Annotated in this window: 12 protein-coding genes; 4 read left to right on the forward strand and 8 right to left on the reverse strand. The window is 50.1% G+C overall.

Annotated features, from left to right (window positions below; all coding sequences use genetic code 11):
* Window positions 1-52 precede the first annotated feature (52 nt).
* The 3 genes from IEW06_RS18185 to mce all read right to left on the reverse strand — a co-directional run bounded on the left by IEW06_RS18185 (window position 53) and on the right by mce (window position 2,577).
* Window positions 53-1,483: a CCA tRNA nucleotidyltransferase gene (locus IEW06_RS18185; protein WP_187731454.1), complete on the reverse strand. Its 1,431-nt coding sequence runs from the start codon at window positions 1,481-1,483 to the stop codon at window positions 53-55.
* A 77-nt stretch (window positions 1,484-1,560) separates the two neighbouring features.
* Complete coding sequence (locus IEW06_RS18190) at window positions 1,561-2,133, reverse strand: L-threonylcarbamoyladenylate synthase (RefSeq protein ID WP_187731453.1); 573 nt, start codon at window positions 2,131-2,133, stop codon at window positions 1,561-1,563.
* Between the two features lie 39 nt (window positions 2,134-2,172).
* Window positions 2,173-2,577, reverse strand: coding sequence for a methylmalonyl-CoA epimerase (mce, locus tag IEW06_RS18195; RefSeq protein WP_187731452.1), 405 nt, complete (start codon window positions 2,575-2,577; stop codon window positions 2,173-2,175).
* Window positions 2,578-2,743: 166 nt separating this feature from the next.
* Here mce and IEW06_RS18200 point away from each other — a divergent pair, with 166 nt between their 5' ends.
* The 3 genes from IEW06_RS18200 (at window position 2,744) to IEW06_RS18210 (ending at window position 4,889) form a co-directional block, all read left to right on the forward strand.
* Window positions 2,744-3,958, forward strand: coding sequence for an IscS subfamily cysteine desulfurase (locus IEW06_RS18200; protein ID WP_187731451.1), 1,215 nt, complete (start codon window positions 2,744-2,746; stop codon window positions 3,956-3,958).
* Between the two features lie 96 nt (window positions 3,959-4,054).
* Window positions 4,055-4,471, forward strand: coding sequence for a Fe-S cluster assembly scaffold IscU (iscU, locus tag IEW06_RS18205; RefSeq protein WP_084446771.1), 417 nt, complete (start codon window positions 4,055-4,057; stop codon window positions 4,469-4,471).
* A gap of 91 nt (window positions 4,472-4,562) precedes the next feature.
* Window positions 4,563-4,889, forward strand: a complete 327-nt coding sequence (locus IEW06_RS18210; RefSeq protein WP_187731450.1) for a HesB/IscA family protein — start codon at window positions 4,563-4,565, stop codon at window positions 4,887-4,889.
* 78 nt (window positions 4,890-4,967) lie between these two features.
* On the opposite strand, the gene IEW06_RS18215 is transcribed toward IEW06_RS18210, so the two are convergent.
* The 5 genes from IEW06_RS18215 to murI form a co-directional block, all read right to left on the reverse strand.
* Window positions 4,968-7,226, reverse strand: a complete 2,259-nt coding sequence (locus IEW06_RS18215; RefSeq protein ID WP_187731449.1) for a T9SS type A sorting domain-containing protein — start codon at window positions 7,224-7,226, stop codon at window positions 4,968-4,970.
* A gap of 137 nt (window positions 7,227-7,363) precedes the next feature.
* The gene (locus tag IEW06_RS18220; protein ID WP_188548720.1) at window positions 7,364-10,567 is read right to left on the reverse strand and encodes a T9SS type A sorting domain-containing protein; all 3,204 of its coding nucleotides are present in this window, start codon (window positions 10,565-10,567) and stop codon (window positions 7,364-7,366) included.
* A gap of 634 nt (window positions 10,568-11,201) precedes the next feature.
* Window positions 11,202-12,374 carry a glutathionylspermidine synthase family protein gene (locus IEW06_RS18225; RefSeq protein WP_187731446.1) on the reverse strand — a complete coding sequence of 391 codons (1,173 nt, stop codon included), beginning with the start codon at window positions 12,372-12,374 and terminating at the stop codon, window positions 11,202-11,204.
* 89 nt (window positions 12,375-12,463) lie between these two features.
* Window positions 12,464-13,123 (reverse strand): Cj0371 family chemotaxis-regulating polar lipoprotein, encoded by a 660-nt coding sequence (locus IEW06_RS18230; RefSeq protein WP_187731445.1) that lies wholly within the window; start codon window positions 13,121-13,123, stop codon window positions 12,464-12,466.
* Window positions 13,124-13,302: 179 nt separating this feature from the next.
* Entirely contained in the window at window positions 13,303-14,139 is an 837-nt protein-coding gene (murI, locus tag IEW06_RS18235; RefSeq protein WP_187731444.1) for a glutamate racemase, read from the reverse strand.
* 115 nt (window positions 14,140-14,254) lie between these two features.
* Between murI and IEW06_RS18240 the strand changes: the two genes are divergently transcribed.
* Window positions 14,255-14,488 (forward strand): hypothetical protein, encoded by a 234-nt coding sequence (locus IEW06_RS18240; protein WP_187731443.1) that lies wholly within the window; start codon window positions 14,255-14,257, stop codon window positions 14,486-14,488.
* Window positions 14,489-14,791 lie beyond the last annotated feature (303 nt).

The following is a 14,791-nucleotide window of genomic DNA, read 5'->3' on the forward strand; positions in this document are numbered from 1 at the left end:
ATTGAGTGCGAACCGCTTGGCCCTGAAACTTTTAATCGCAGTGTATAAACAGCTACTGCTGAGCTGAGGGCTGAACCGGAGTCAGCCCTTTTGCTTTTCCAAGCTTCAGTAAGAAATCATACGCCTCCTCCAGCTCGTTCCGCACCTTTCCATCCAGAATAGCTTCCAGTACGGCCTCCTTTAACTCCCCCACTTCGCGGGAAGGCTTCAGATTGAAAGTCTCCATGATGACTTCGCCGGTAATCACCGGCTTGAAGTTGCGCAGGTGGTCCTTCTCTTCTACCTCTTTCAGCTTCTGCTCTACCACGCCAAAGTTGCGCAGGTAGCGCTCCTTCCGCTGGTGGTCTTTGCTGGTAATATCGGCCCGGCAGAGCAGCATGAGGCGGTCGATGTCGTCGCCGGCTTCAAATAACAGCCGCCGCACAGCCGAGTCGGTTACGGTTTCCTTGACCAGGGCAATGGGGCGCAGATGCAGCTTCACCAGCTTTTGTACCTGGCGCATTTCTTCACCCATGGCCAGCTTCAGCTCCGTGAATATCTGAGGCACCCAGCGCGCCCCGCGGTCTTCGTGGCCATGAAACGTCCAGCCTACTTTGGGGTCGAAGCGCTTGGTAGCGGGCTTGGCAATGTCGTGCAGAATGGCAGCCCAGCGCAGCCACAGGTCGCCGCCGGCCGCCACCACGTTGTCGAGCACCTGTAGGGTGTGGTAGAAATTGTCTTTGTGTGCGTGCTGGCCTACTTTGTCTACGCCTTGCAGCAAGGCCATTTTCGGAAAAATAAGCTGCAACAAGCCTGTCTGAAACAGCAGCTTAAAGCCGTAGCTAGGCTGGGGGGCTAATATAATCTTGTTCAACTCATCGGTAATCCGCTCCTGCGATACAATGCGGATACGCTCTTTGTTGCGGGCAATGGCGTCGTAGGTATCCGGCTCAATGTCAAAGTCGAGCTGGGTGGCAAAGCGCACGGCGCGCATCATGCGCAAAGGGTCGTCGGAGAAAGTAATATCCGGATCGAGGGGCGTGCGGATGGTTTTGCGCTTGAGGTCGCCCATGCCATCGTAGCGGTCTACCAGCGCCCCGAAATCATCCGGGTTCAGACTCAAACCCAAGGCGTTGATGGTAAAATCGCGCCGCGCTAGGTCCTCTTCCAACGTGCCAGCCGCCACTTCCGGCTTCCGCGACTCACTGCGGTAGCTCTCCTTACGGGCACCCACAAACTCAATTTCTACCTCCGGCGTAGGCAGCATGGCCGTGCCGAAGTTTTTGAACACCGTTACGCGAGGCCGGCCGGGCAGCTTTTTGCCCACGGCCTGCGCCAACTGTATTCCGTCGCCCACGCACACTACATCGATGTCCTTACTGGGCCGATTCAGGGCCAAATCGCGCACGTAGCCGCCAATCACGTAGGCCGGAAAATTCAACTCACCGGCGGCATCGGCAATAACTCGAAAAATAGGCAGGTCGGGTAGCTCGGGAGACTTCATAAGAGTACTGGGGGCATTTTATGCCGCAAAGGTAGCACTCCCACGTTGGCTGGGGGGCAAATTCGTGGCCTGAGCCTCTACTCGCGCACCACTTCCAACTGTCCATCGGCGCCAAAACGCACCACTCGGGAAGGCGCGGTGCTGCCCACATCTTCCTGCCGCCAGCCTACCACGTGGTCCACGGCACGCACAAGCTTTGGGTCAACGGTGGCGTAGGTAGCCGGCGTGGGCTCCCCGGCCCGGTTGGCGGAGGTAGAAACCACACCGTGACCGAGGCGGCGCACCAGTTTGTGGCAAAACTCATCCTGTGGAATTCGCAAGCCTATAGTGCCATCCGGCCCCAATAGCTGTGAGGCCAACCGATGATTGGCCGGAAGAATATACGTAGTGGGGCGGGTTTGCTCGGCTATAGCTTGCTCCAACCCAGCGGGCACCTCAGCAGTATAGTGGCGCAGCATATCCAAGTCAGCAACCAGCACAATGCTGGGTTTGCCTTCGGGGCGCTCCTTTAACTTGTAGAGGCGCTCTACGGCACGTGGCACTTCGGCGTCGCAGCCGATTCCCCACACTGTATCGGTCGGATACAGGATGATTTGCTGAAAGAGCAACGCCTCGACGGCAGCTTCTACTTCTTGTTGAAAATTGGCCACGGAGGTAGTAAATGGAGGACAGAATAACGTTTTGCTTGCTCAGACAATCTCCTGACACAGCTCTACCAATACGCCGGCCGCGCTTTTCGGATGCACGAAGCACACTAGTTTATTGTCGGCACCGCGCTTGGGCTCCTCATTCAGGAGCATGAAGCCCTGCTCCTTTAGCCGCGCCATCGTCGCCCGAATGTCAGCCACTTCAAACGCTACGTGGTGAATGCCTTCGCCCTTCTTGCTCAGATAGCGCGTAATGGCGCTATCGGGCGTGGTACCAGCTAATAACTCAATCTTAGAGCCGCCCACCCGAAAGAAGACCGTATCTACCCCTTCGCTGGCTACATGTTCCTTTTTGTACGGCTCTTGGTTTAAGAGAATAGTGTATAGCGCAGTGGCGGCTTCTAGGTCGTGTACGGCTAAGCCGAGGTGTTCTAAATTTGTAAACATAGGGGGCGAACGATGCGGGTGAAGAAGCTTACTTAGAATATCTCTACTTTTGTGGGCGCAAAGTAAAACCAGTTTGTTTGTTTTGCTGTTCTAGATGCGAATGATTCTCCACTGAGTTACCTTTGGACTTTCATTGGTTTTCCGCTGACTTACTGAAATTCGAGCCATGCTCAAGCTACCTATTTACCTCGATAACAACGCCACCACGCCCCTCGACCCGCGTGTACTGGAAGCGATGATGCCTTACCTCACAGAGGTATTTGGCAACGCGGCCTCCCGTAACCACCCTTTTGGCTGGGCAGCGGAAGAGGCTGTGGATTATGCCCGCGAGCAGATTGCTCAACTCATCAATAGCGACCCCAAGGAGATTATCTTCACCTCAGGCGCTACCGAATCAGACAACTTAGGTATCAAAGGCGTGTTTGAGATGTATTCCCAGAAGGGTAATCACATCATCACCGCTACCACTGAGCACAAAGCTGTACTTGATACCTGCAAGCATATCGAGAAGCTCGGGGGCAAAGTGACGTATCTTCCGGTTAACCGCGAAGGTCTCATTAGCCTAGCCGACCTCGAAGCCGCCATGACTCCCCAGACCATTCTGGTGACCATCATGTACGGCAACAACGAAACTGGCACCATTCAGCCTATTCGTGAAATTGCCGCCATTGCCCACAAGCACGGCGCGCTGTTCATGACGGATGGTACCCAGGCTGTTGGCAAGATTCCAGTTGACGTTCAAGCTGATGGTATCGACATCATGGCGTTCACTGGTCACAAGATGTACGGCCCGAAAGGTATAGGTGCGTTGTACGTACGTCGTAAGAACCCTCGGGTAAAAGTTACTGCTCAGATGGACGGTGGCGGACACGAGCGTGGTATGCGTTCTGGTACGCTCAACGTTCCTGGCATCGTCGGTTTAGGCAAAGCTTGTGAGTTAGCTCGCTTAGAAATGGACAGCGACGCCAAGCGCCTCTCCGCTATGCGCGACCGGCTTGAGAACTCTCTGCTGGAACTTGAAGAAAGCTACGTAAATGGCTCCCGCGAGTATCGCCTACCGCACGTAACCAATATTTCCTTCACGTATGTAGAAGGAGAAGGCCTGATGATGGGCGTGAAAGACCTAGCCGTATCATCCGGTTCTGCCTGTACTTCAGCCTCTTTGGAGCCTTCTTACGTATTGAAGGCTTTAGGTCTGAGCGACGACTTGGCGCACTCCTCCCTTCGTTTTGGATTGAGCCGCTTCACCACCGACGAGCAGATCGACTACGCCATCAACCACGTGAAAGAAGCGGTGAACAAGCTTCGCGAGATGTCTCCGCTATGGGAGATGTTCAAGGAAGGCGTTGACCTCAGCAAGATTGAGTGGGCTGAACATTGATTTAGACCTAAGTATTGAGACATGAGAAGTGAGACTCTTTTGTCTGTTGCTAGTTTTAGTCTCACATCTCATCTCTAACTTCTCAACTCTACCATAATGGCTTACTCCGATAAAGTAATTGATCATTACAGCAACCCGCGCAACGTGGGCACGCTGGACAAAAGCAAAAAGAACGTAGGCACCGGCCTAGTGGGCGCTCCTGAGTGCGGCGACGTAATGCGTCTGCAAATTGAGGTAGACGAAGCCACCAATACCATCACCGACGCTAAGTTCAAGACGTTCGGCTGTGGTTCGGCTATTGCCTCTTCTTCGCTAGCAACTGAGTGGCTGAAAGGCAAAACGGTAGACGAAGCACTGAGCATCGACAACATGGAAATCGTGGAAGAACTTGCTCTTCCTCCCGTGAAGATTCACTGCTCGGTACTGGCTGAAGATGCCATCAAATCGGCCATCAACGACTACCGCGTAAAGAATGGCTTGCCAGCCCTGGAAGAAGCCAAATCGCACCATTAATCTGTTGCGAATGTTAGTATGAAGAGCTTGCTTTTGATTGAAGGCAGGCCCTTCATAATTGACAACTTACAACTCGTAACTGGCAATTCACATGATTACTGTATCTGATAAAGCAAAGGAAAAAGTAACGCACCTGATGCGCGACGCACAGCTCGACGAGACGTATCGTCTGCGTGCTTCCGTGGCAGGGGGTGGCTGTTCGGGCCTTTCCTACAAGCTTGATTTTGATAACGAAGTTAAGCCTATGGACCAGGAGTTTGAAGATAAAGGCGTGCGTGTAGTCGTAGATATGAAGAGCTTTCTTTATCTGGCTGGCACTGAACTCGACTTTTCCGACGGTCTCAATGGCAAAGGTTTCTACTTCGATAATCCCAATGCATCCCGCACCTGCGGTTGCGGCGAAAGCTTTTCTGTATAGATTCCATTATCTATAAAAAAGCCCCCCAGACTAGTTCTGGGGGGCTTTTTTGTGATTAACAGGTTCTCTTTGTGCTGACTAGTCCGCCTGCTTGATAAACTTACGAACTAGCCGTCCTTCCGCGGCCGCTATCTCCAGATAATAGAATCCAGCAGGCAGCTCTGATATATCGAGTGTAGTTAAGTCGCTGGAAGACTGTCCTTTTTGTAAAGTCCGACCAGTTGAGGACAGAATCCGGTAGTCGGCCGCCCCATTGTACGGCAAACGAAAGGTAAGCTGGTGGCGAGCAGGATTAGGAAAAAGCGCCTCCTTATACTCACCCTTCACGACTACAACGTTCGAGTAGGTTACTGTACCATCGAAGTCCAGCTGTCGCAAGCGGTAGTAGGCTGTAGAACTGCTGAAAGGTGCTGTATCCACGATGCTGTACGTTTGTTTTTGAGTGCTCTGGCCTTGCCCTTTTACGTTACCGATAGTCTCAAATAGGCGACCGTCAGCGCTACGTTCTACCTCAAAGCCAGTGTTGTTCTTTTCACTGGCAGTAGCCCACCGCAGCAGCACGCCTTGCGCCCGACGTTCAGCTGAAAATGAAATAAGCTCAACAGGAAGCGGATTATTTCCGGTCGTAGAACTCACTTCTGTACTGGATAAAACAAAAGTGCCGAGGCTAGTTAAAGGGACTGTGGAGGTAATAATACCAGCAGGTATAGCGCTGCCCGTTCCGCCAATATTTTCCCAACTCTGATTATCAAGTGAGGATTTAACGATACGCAGTTTTTCCGCATTATCTACTTGATCATCGGTGCCATAGCTGAGCTGAATGCTACCACTAAGTAGGTTGCTGGCAGCAGTACTGCTGCTCACGTTGAAGTATCGTACCGCCGATACTTTATTGACTTCGGCAGAGAAGAGCCGTGTGGTTGGTTTCCCCTTTATTTGCTCAGCCGTATAGCGCACTTCTGTCCCGTCGCTGTGATTGACGCTCAGTATCAAGGGACGAAATGCCGTGCCGAAGCCAAGTGGAAATGTTAAGCTAGTGTTGCCGCTTGCCGCCACCACTCTGGTAAGCGGACCGCTCACAAAGCTCTTATCATGAGCTGCAACAGTAGCCCCAGCCAGTAAAGTAAGCGTTCCGGCAGAAGTGTTTACGACCCCATTGACAAGGGTTAATGCTTTGGATATCTGAACAGGTGTTTGCAGGGTTACACCAGCAGCATTGTCAACGGCAAGCGTAATATTGTTACCAAACAGGACAGGTATGGCAGCTGTACTTGTAACAAGCTGGCTACTAGCGCCCTTGAAAGTTATAGTAGATGCGCCTATTGTATTTGCTAAGGTGCCGCCATTCATTATCAAATTGCCCTGAATAGCAATATTGGCAAGATTCAGTCGAACATTTCCTGTTGTAATAATTAAGTCGTCAAGAATTAGCAGAGGCAAACCGGTGAGGCTCACAGTGGCGCTGCCTCCGACAATGCCGGTAGCCGTAGTCGGGCGATTATATTCTATATAACCGTAAGTGCGACCAGGTAATTGTGGCCCAGCTGCAGTCGACGTAACCGAGTATATGTAGCGATTGCCTTTTTCCAGAATAGTCACTGGGGCAGTAGGAAGACTTGTGCCAAATGGCGCTCCACCGCCGCGATGATCGTAGGTAGAGCCGCTTTGAAAAATAGTGGTGCCACCAGACTCTGATTTATCATTAAAAGGAGAGCCTGTAAATGTCTTATCGGCCCTAAAAGTGCTACCGGCGACAAAATGGATAGTGTTAAATCCCTTCTTCTGAGAAATTAATTGATGTGGGTCGTTAGTAAGTGATGCTGTACTACTGCTGCCGAATATAAGGGCACCAGCAATAGTAGCTGTGCCTTCTGTACCCAGATGAAAGCCCATTCCAGCCGTTGACTTCACTCCATCTGGGCTTTTTACCTGCACAGAGCTACCGGCATCAATCTCGAAATTGGCCCCCGTTAAAGCAGTAGCCATCGACAATTGCCGGGCTGGCGGAGCTGCAGTTGCATCAGAATTAGGCTGCACCATCAACACTACTGTTATGTTGTTAATAAACCGTAACTGACCAATAACCTGTGGTGAGGCAAAGTCTACGTACACGCTGGCCGAAGCCGTTCGGCTGCCGTCAAAAATCAGCACGTCATCGTTGGCTGGAGTGCGTGCCGGATCCCAGTTATTGGCATTAGACCAATTATTATTACCGCCTGTTCCTACCCATGTATAGGATGCTGCATAGACTGTTGGTACGAATAGAAAACAGATAAGTAAGGTACCAATTGTAAACAAGGCGTGTCGTAAGCGTAAGTAAGCGGCAAAAAATCTCATGCTTTAAATAAGAGGAAGAATATGAATAAAGAACGAAGTGAGGATGCCGCTTACCTCAAACCGTGCCAAGTCAGTTGACTAAATAAAAAAAGCCCCCCAGAATCTGGGGGGCTTTTTACTAGCTATTTATATACAGGTTAGTTCTTCACGATTCTGCGAGTAACCTTCTTCACTCCATCATTCACGGTCACTAAATAAGTACCGTTGACCAAAGAACTGATGCTTACTTCACCGTTGGCAGCCAACTTCTCTGTGCGTACTACACGGCCGCTCAGATCAGTTATGGTTACCTGCGCTTCTGCTTTGCTGGTGTAGGGCAAGCGGATATTCAGGACGCCGTGGGTTGGGTTAGGATACATCGCAACTTCCGCTAACTCGGTGTTAGTAATGGTAACGATTCCTGACAAGCTGATCTTGCCATCATTATCGATCTGCTTGAGACGATAGTAAGACACGCCAGACAATGGCTGCTCGTCAACAGCAGCGTAAGTGCTCTTATTGTTCGTAGATCCCTTGCCGTCTTTGAACAGAATAGTGGTGAACGACGTGGCATCTTGGCTGCGCTGAATTTCAAAGCCTTTGTTGTTCTTCTCAGAAGCAGTAACCCAGCCTAAATTGACTTTATTGTTTTGCAGCTTAGCCGTGAACGACACGAGTTCTACTGGCAGGATGATAGGAGGCAATCCCACAGACTCAATTCCCACCAGCGTGGTTGGAGTAGTGGGGGTAAGGTAATTCTCTGCTCCTGTTACGCTGATATTCTGCGTAGGGTCGATGTTGTTGTAGCCATAAACGTAGAAGTAGTATGTCTTGTAAGGATCCAGACCGGTAATGGTTGTGCTTGGAACAGCAGTACCCGCAAATACGGTGTAGAAGCCCGGAGCGATTGTTCCCTGATTTTGACCATTATACACGCCATTAGCTGTCTCATACCCCTCACCATCATTAGGCTGGCTAGCCGGAGCGTTGGTTAAAGTACCATTCTCACTCGCTACAATCAGACGGCCTTCGCCGTACGTTGAAGTGCCGGTACGCTCTGGTACTGGATTAAAGGTTACTGTAGCTGATTTTCCATCAGCGCTACGAGTAATGGACTGTTGTGCCGCTACCAATGTTTGAGCGGGCTCAGTAGCAATCGACTGGCCAGTAATCAAACCGTTAGCAGTAAAAGACTGGGCTGTCTGCACTGCGAAGTCACCACTTTGATACTGCAATGCAGCATCTGCAACACCTAGGTAAGTAGGATTATAGCGAACATAAACTGGCTGATCTACAGTATAAATCGCCGCGCTACTTGGGTCCAAGTTGGGACGCAGAACTACTGTTGATCCAAACGTTTTGCCGTCCAGTGACAGTTGATACTGAGGAGTTACATTCGGGTTGAACGAATTAGGCGATTGCGCTACTGAGAGAGTAATATCGCGCTGTACTCGTGAGGCACGCACAGTAATCGGGGTTGACGCATCCTTGGAAGTGTAGATCACTACCTGCTTGATAAGAGCAACATCGGCCGTTTGAATAGACGGAACGCTGGTCGCAGATACTGGAATGCTGGTACCAGTGGCCGGAGCGCTTGTGTTTCTGACACCATCCGAAACCGTTGTAGCAGTAGTAGGATAGAAACGTACATAGACATTGACAGCTGGCGTTAGATCACTGCCTTTATTAGGAGCAAAAGTGATTGCGTTACCAGTCGCTCTTGGGTCTGCCAAGTCACTGAAATCAGCAAACTTTGATACTTGAAAAAGAAGGGGGGCAGTTACGGTAATAGGCTGTAACAGGTTTTGTCCTGATAGCTGATAAGACTGTACCGCCGAAGGCACATTAGGAACAGTGGTAAACTGTGAAAATGCGCCAGGAGACGTTACAATAACAGACTGATTACCGGTACTATTGGCTTCAATTGTCACAACCGTCTGTCTGCCTGAGCTGCTCAGAATTATGGAGCCACGAAATTTACCAGTGGGTATTGTTCCAGCCAGGTTCACTTCAATCGTACGAGTCTGAATGTTACCGTTTACTTGGTTAATCGTCAGCGGACGGTTTTGAAATAGGCTTGGCACCGAAGTATCACGGAACTCAATATTGCGAATCTCTTCACCACCAGAAGTAATGAATGAAGGAGTCAATACGAGGGCCTCAGTAAGGCCGGTGGCACTCAAAGTAAACGTCAGGGTAGTAGCCGAACCATTGCTGCTTACCGTTCCAAAGTCAAGTAGAGTTGGTGAAGCAACAATTGCAGGCTGGCCAACAGCTGTACCTGTTCCGCTAACCTGAACTTGGGCAGATGTAACACCTGAAGAGGCAATGGCAATTGCACCACTTACTGCACCAGTAGCAGTTGGTGCAAATACTACATCAACCGTGGCCTCTACCGAACCATCATTGGCGATGTTTAAGGTGATGGTATTAGTAGAGAAAGTGCCTGTTCCCGTACGGATCCGGAAAGAACCATTGGCGGGAGCAGCAACAGTCACTTGGCCTTGCAAGAACGAACCCGTTACCCTGAAAGACTGAATAAACGAGGTCTGTCCTTGTACAACTGCCCCGAAATCTGGTAGGCTAGTAGGCTCTACTACCAACAGAGGCTGCGGAACTCCTGAACCATTAAGTTTTATTATTACAGCAGGTGTAAGGTTAGTGCTTGTAATCTGGAGGGGCACTTCATTGTAGTCCTTCACCGCAGTAGGCGAAAACACTACGTCAAAACTAACATTGGTTAGCCGGTTGTTCGCTTTATTAGGGATCGTAACTGAATTGGCTGTAATACCATCATATACAATTTGATAGCCTGAGTTAGCAGGAACTGTGAGCGTTAAATCTCCTTGTAGATCTTCTCCATTTATAATTACTTGCTTTGTAGATGAAGTGTTGATTGTAACACTACCAAAAACTAAGCTATTGGTACTGGGCGTAACAGAAGGAGCAATACCTGTGCCTGCTACGTTGATCCTTTTTGTAGCTGCATTTGTGCTGCTTAGCGAAACTTTATCATTATAAGCTTCTCCTAAAGTCGGAAAGAATACAATATAAAGTTGTCCACCATTTGCTGGAAGATCGATAGAAGTACTATAAGCGCCACCGCTTGTCAAACTAACAAGAAAACCATCGGGAGCGGTTACGGTAATAGGAGAAGTTAGGCCAGTACCTGTTACTGTGTAAGTTACTTCATCCGAATATGTATTAACCGGTGTTGGATCAGGCTCGAAGAAGGTTCCTCGGTTAGGTGTGAAATCAATTCTCTGCGCCATGCCTAGAAACGGCAAAAGCATCAAACATAAAAGAGTCCAAACTCGAGGTCGCATCTGTCGGAATGCGAGACTTAGGTAAGTGTTTTTCATACGCTTGGGAAAGAAAGTTTAGTGGGAATGAGAAGTGACTTGTTCAAGATCATTTTAAAAGATGATAGATTTAACTCTAATACGAATTTTACAAGAACCTGTTGTTAAATATTTTAAATACTATTTATAACTTTTCTATACAATTAATACATCTAAAAGTTTTCACAGCATATAAAATTGACATATATCGTGCTTAACAAGCAAGTGTAAAATCAAACTATTACTGTATCACTAGATGCATTGAATCACAAGAGGTACGAATATATTGCGACAGGTGCATATATAAATTCCGTTATTAAAATAGCGATGAAATACAATTTTTTTTTGGATTAGCCATACTGCTGATTCTCAGCATTATGCAAACTCGCTTTTTAGACCTCCTACTACAATTAGCATACCTTAATTCTGTCGTCGGCTTATTTTTTTTCGACAATAGAAAACCCAGCCTACATAGTTTTCACCATCTGCATGGCGACCTATATAGGCTGGGCATTTTGTAAGTCTTCCACCTCTACCAGACTAAGTAGAAGTGCTTGCATCTATACACTGAATGAAGCGTCATTGCTGTCAGCGTAATTGCGTTCGTTCAGCAATGGATAGCAAACTAAGTTCATGCTATCATAAAGGGGTAACTTCAACTTAGAATATGAGGTACAAACTCTGAAAGGTTGGTTATAAAGCCTTTGTCACGACGGAAGCCCAAAGCGCAAGCTTCACCAGCCCAGAACACACCTGCCTGATACAGCCGCTGCTGCTCATCGGTGGGGAGTTCGGCCCAGCGCTGACGCACTTGGGGCTGGGGGGCAAACTCGCCCGGAACTTCGTGAGCCACCTGCCCATTTTGCATCTCAGCTACGTTTTGGCCTTCGCGTCCGAAAAGCGGCTTGCGCACGTTATGGCCCGGCAAATCCTGCAAGGCTGCCTCCAGCAGCAGCGGGTGATGTGGGTATACTTGCCAAAGCCACGCTAGAATACCCTTACTTTGAAACAAAAGAGCATACGCCGGATTAGCGATAATTACGTCGCGACTTAACAGTAACTCGCTTAAGTCAGCGGTAAGTGCGGGTTCTTCCTGGGCCAGAATTTCCCACGGTACCAGCTTAAACAGGAAACCGAAGCGTTGCCATTGCCCATCTTCAATCGGGGCCCATACGCCTCGCTCCTCCCCTGCCACCGATACCTGCATGTTATCTACCGGACATAGCTCTACCTGCTCGAAACCAGCCTCGCGGGCAGCTTCGGCCAACACGGTACAGTTGGCTTCATCTTCTGGGCTGCCGGGCAAATACACGATTAATAAGCTGGGCTCCAAATCAGGATTGAGGTCAAGCCACTGGGTAAATTGTGCGCTCAGCCCCTCAAACAGCCCATTAGATTGCCGGCTTTCGTCGGAAGTGCCTGAGGCCACCAAGCTAGCCCATTGCACCACGGCTGTTTCGGGAAGACTGGTTGCCGTGTCGGCGTTAAACTCAAGCAGCTTAGGCCCATCGGGCGTGGCAGCGAGGTCAAACCGACCATATATGTGCCAGTGGCGGTCATCATTCCAGGAGTGGCGCACTGCCGCCCAAAGGTTAGGAGGAATAGCCAGTAGTTGAAGAAGATCATCCGGAATGGGGTCGGGAATAGAGGCCACGAGCATCTCGTAGAGCGTATCGGCAGCTTGGAGAAAGGTATCGGCCTCGGCCTCAGTCAACACAATGGCTTCGCGCGCTACGTAAGCCGCACAGGCTTCCTCGATGGCCCAATCCCAGCCTAAGCCACGGACAGCAGGCACAATATCACCTGTCAGAGGTAACAGCTTTATCATACGTTGGTAACTGTATACTATGTATTTGCCCCCCAACTCCTTATATAAGGTGCTGGGGGGCAAATTATAAGAGGAACACTGTTTTTTATCTAACCACCGAAGCTGCCGCCTCCCCGATTCGAGAAGCCACTGCTACGTCCGGCCCGCGGTGCGGTACTACGCACCCCCGACCGGTTTACTGAGGTACTCGGACGAATGCCAGCGCCAGAAGTGCGGCTGCCAGTAAAGCCACGTCCGAAGAAGCCACGGCCCTGTTGTTGCTCCCGCGCTACATTCTGGCGCCAGCCGGCATTCTGCTGCAGCAGGCCCGGGTTGGCATATGCCCCTCGATTGGGGGTCAGGAAGCGGCCAGCCATGTAGCCGATGCCACTCCACATCAGAATATCCATCATGCCGGTGCCAGCCACCCGGTTTTCGGGATGTTGCTGGCTGTAATCCTGCATTTGCTTCTGTAAAGCTTGTCCCTGCAGCGTGTCTACCTTGCCATCAAAGTGCTTCAAAATGGCGGCCACTTCCTCTTTGCCAGCGGGGCGCTCAGCGGTTACTTTCCACTCGCCAGGCTGCACCTCGGTCATTTCCGTGATAACACCCTGCGAATAGGTTTCGCCCCCACTCCACTGTTCCTGATTAGTTTCGGAGCTGCTATTGCCCGAGCAAGCCGGCAGCACCGACAAGCCCAAAGTAGCAGCTGCCGCTACCATTAATGTATTGCGGCGCCAGTCGCCGAGACGGTGATAGGTCTTTTTCATGGTTTTTAACTCCTTGATGCGTATGTCGGAGGCTTTGCGGGCCTCATGAAAGGCAAATTAATCCGACTTCCTAAACGTGAATAGTGCTGAAAAAGGTCGAATCCACTTTCGCTTATTATTAGCTGCCAAGCGGGTCCAAAGTGCTGTAAAATAGCCCGCTGGATTCGTTGGTATATAGACTACTCCCAGAGCGGATAGTGCTCCAGATGAACCTCCTGCCCAAAGAAGATACGGGTGCTTTCCTCGAAAGACTGGGTGAAGTCAGAAACGTAAAAATGATGCGTGGGAGGCTTTTTGGCGGGCCGCGCAGCCAAGTTGTGCTCTTCCAGATACGCTTGAGCGTGGGTGGCCACGGCGTCGGAGGCGTCCAATACTTCTACTTTGCCCTCGTAGAAGTGGGCAATTTGCTCCTTGATCATGGGATAATGCGTGCAGGCCAGCACCAATGCCTCAATATCGTCAAGGGCCGGATTGGTGAGATAATTCTGAATAATCTTGTCGCTGACACTATTATTAAAGAAGCCTTCCTCTATCATCGGGGCCAGCAGCGGCGTGGCCAGGGAGTGTAGCTGCACGCCGGCGTCGAGGTCGTCCAGCTTTTTTTTGTACACGTTGGAATTGACGGTTTGCTTGGTGCCAATAAGCCCCACAGCGCGACCAGCGTACGCTTTGCCCACATGCGCTACAATCGGGTCAATTACATTGAGTACCCGCGCTTTAGAGCCCACATATTCCCGCACCAGCTCGTAGGCCGCTGCCGAAGCCGAGTTGCAGGCAATCATAATTACCTTACATTGCTGCTTGAGTAGTAAGTCGCAGATTTTGATCGAGTAAGCCTGAATAGCAGCCGTGCTTTTGTCGCCGTAGGGCAGGTGGGCCGTGTCGCCGAAGTAAATGAGTTGCTCGTGGGGCAAAAGGCGGCTGACAGCCCGTGCCACGGTAAGCCCACCGATACCACTATCAAACATTCCAATGGGCCGGGTCCGCAAATCGGCGGAAGCAGAAGAAGATGCCATGGAGGCGAAGGTACGGGCTTTAGGCAACCTCGCTGGCAATTTGAGGTCTTCTGAATTACGTAATTTTTAGTAATCTTCTATCTTGGCGCTTCTCTCGCTCAAGTTCTCCCTTTCCATGAGTAAGATTCTGAATGAAATTGACCATGCCCTTGCTGCCTTCGATCTTAGCCGAGGTCGACCGGTAGCTATTGAGTTGGGTGAGCTGAAATACACGCAGCTCGTGCTCGACGTAGCTCACCTATACCGCGACGGTGGCGAGCTAACAACCAATACTGGCCGCCCTCTTGCCTACAAAGGCCTCGAAATTCTGCGCGACGAGTTGCATGTAGACCGCGTGCGGGTCATCTAGGCTTATCCATAAGCAGTGTATCGAAAGTGGGCAAGCGCAGTGCCATGCGGCTTACTGTCGAGTTTGCACGTTCTCGAATTTTCTTTTTGAATGTCCAGCAGGATAAGTGTTAATACTTATTTGGCATCGGTATTAACTCAATATTTCTCCTTTTCCCTGTATATTGTTGAGATAAACTGGGCTCTTGAAGCTGCAGTTTCAGTGAATTACCAATAAGTAAATTGAGATTTTATCTATAAAAAGAAGGCCGACGTGCTGTTAATGCGATGAAGCGAAGTGGTGTTCACACGTCCTCGATACCAG

Source organism: Hymenobacter qilianensis, assembly GCF_014638675.1.
In the GTDB taxonomy this organism is placed as follows: Bacteria; Bacteroidota; Bacteroidia; order Cytophagales; family Hymenobacteraceae; genus Hymenobacter; species Hymenobacter qilianensis.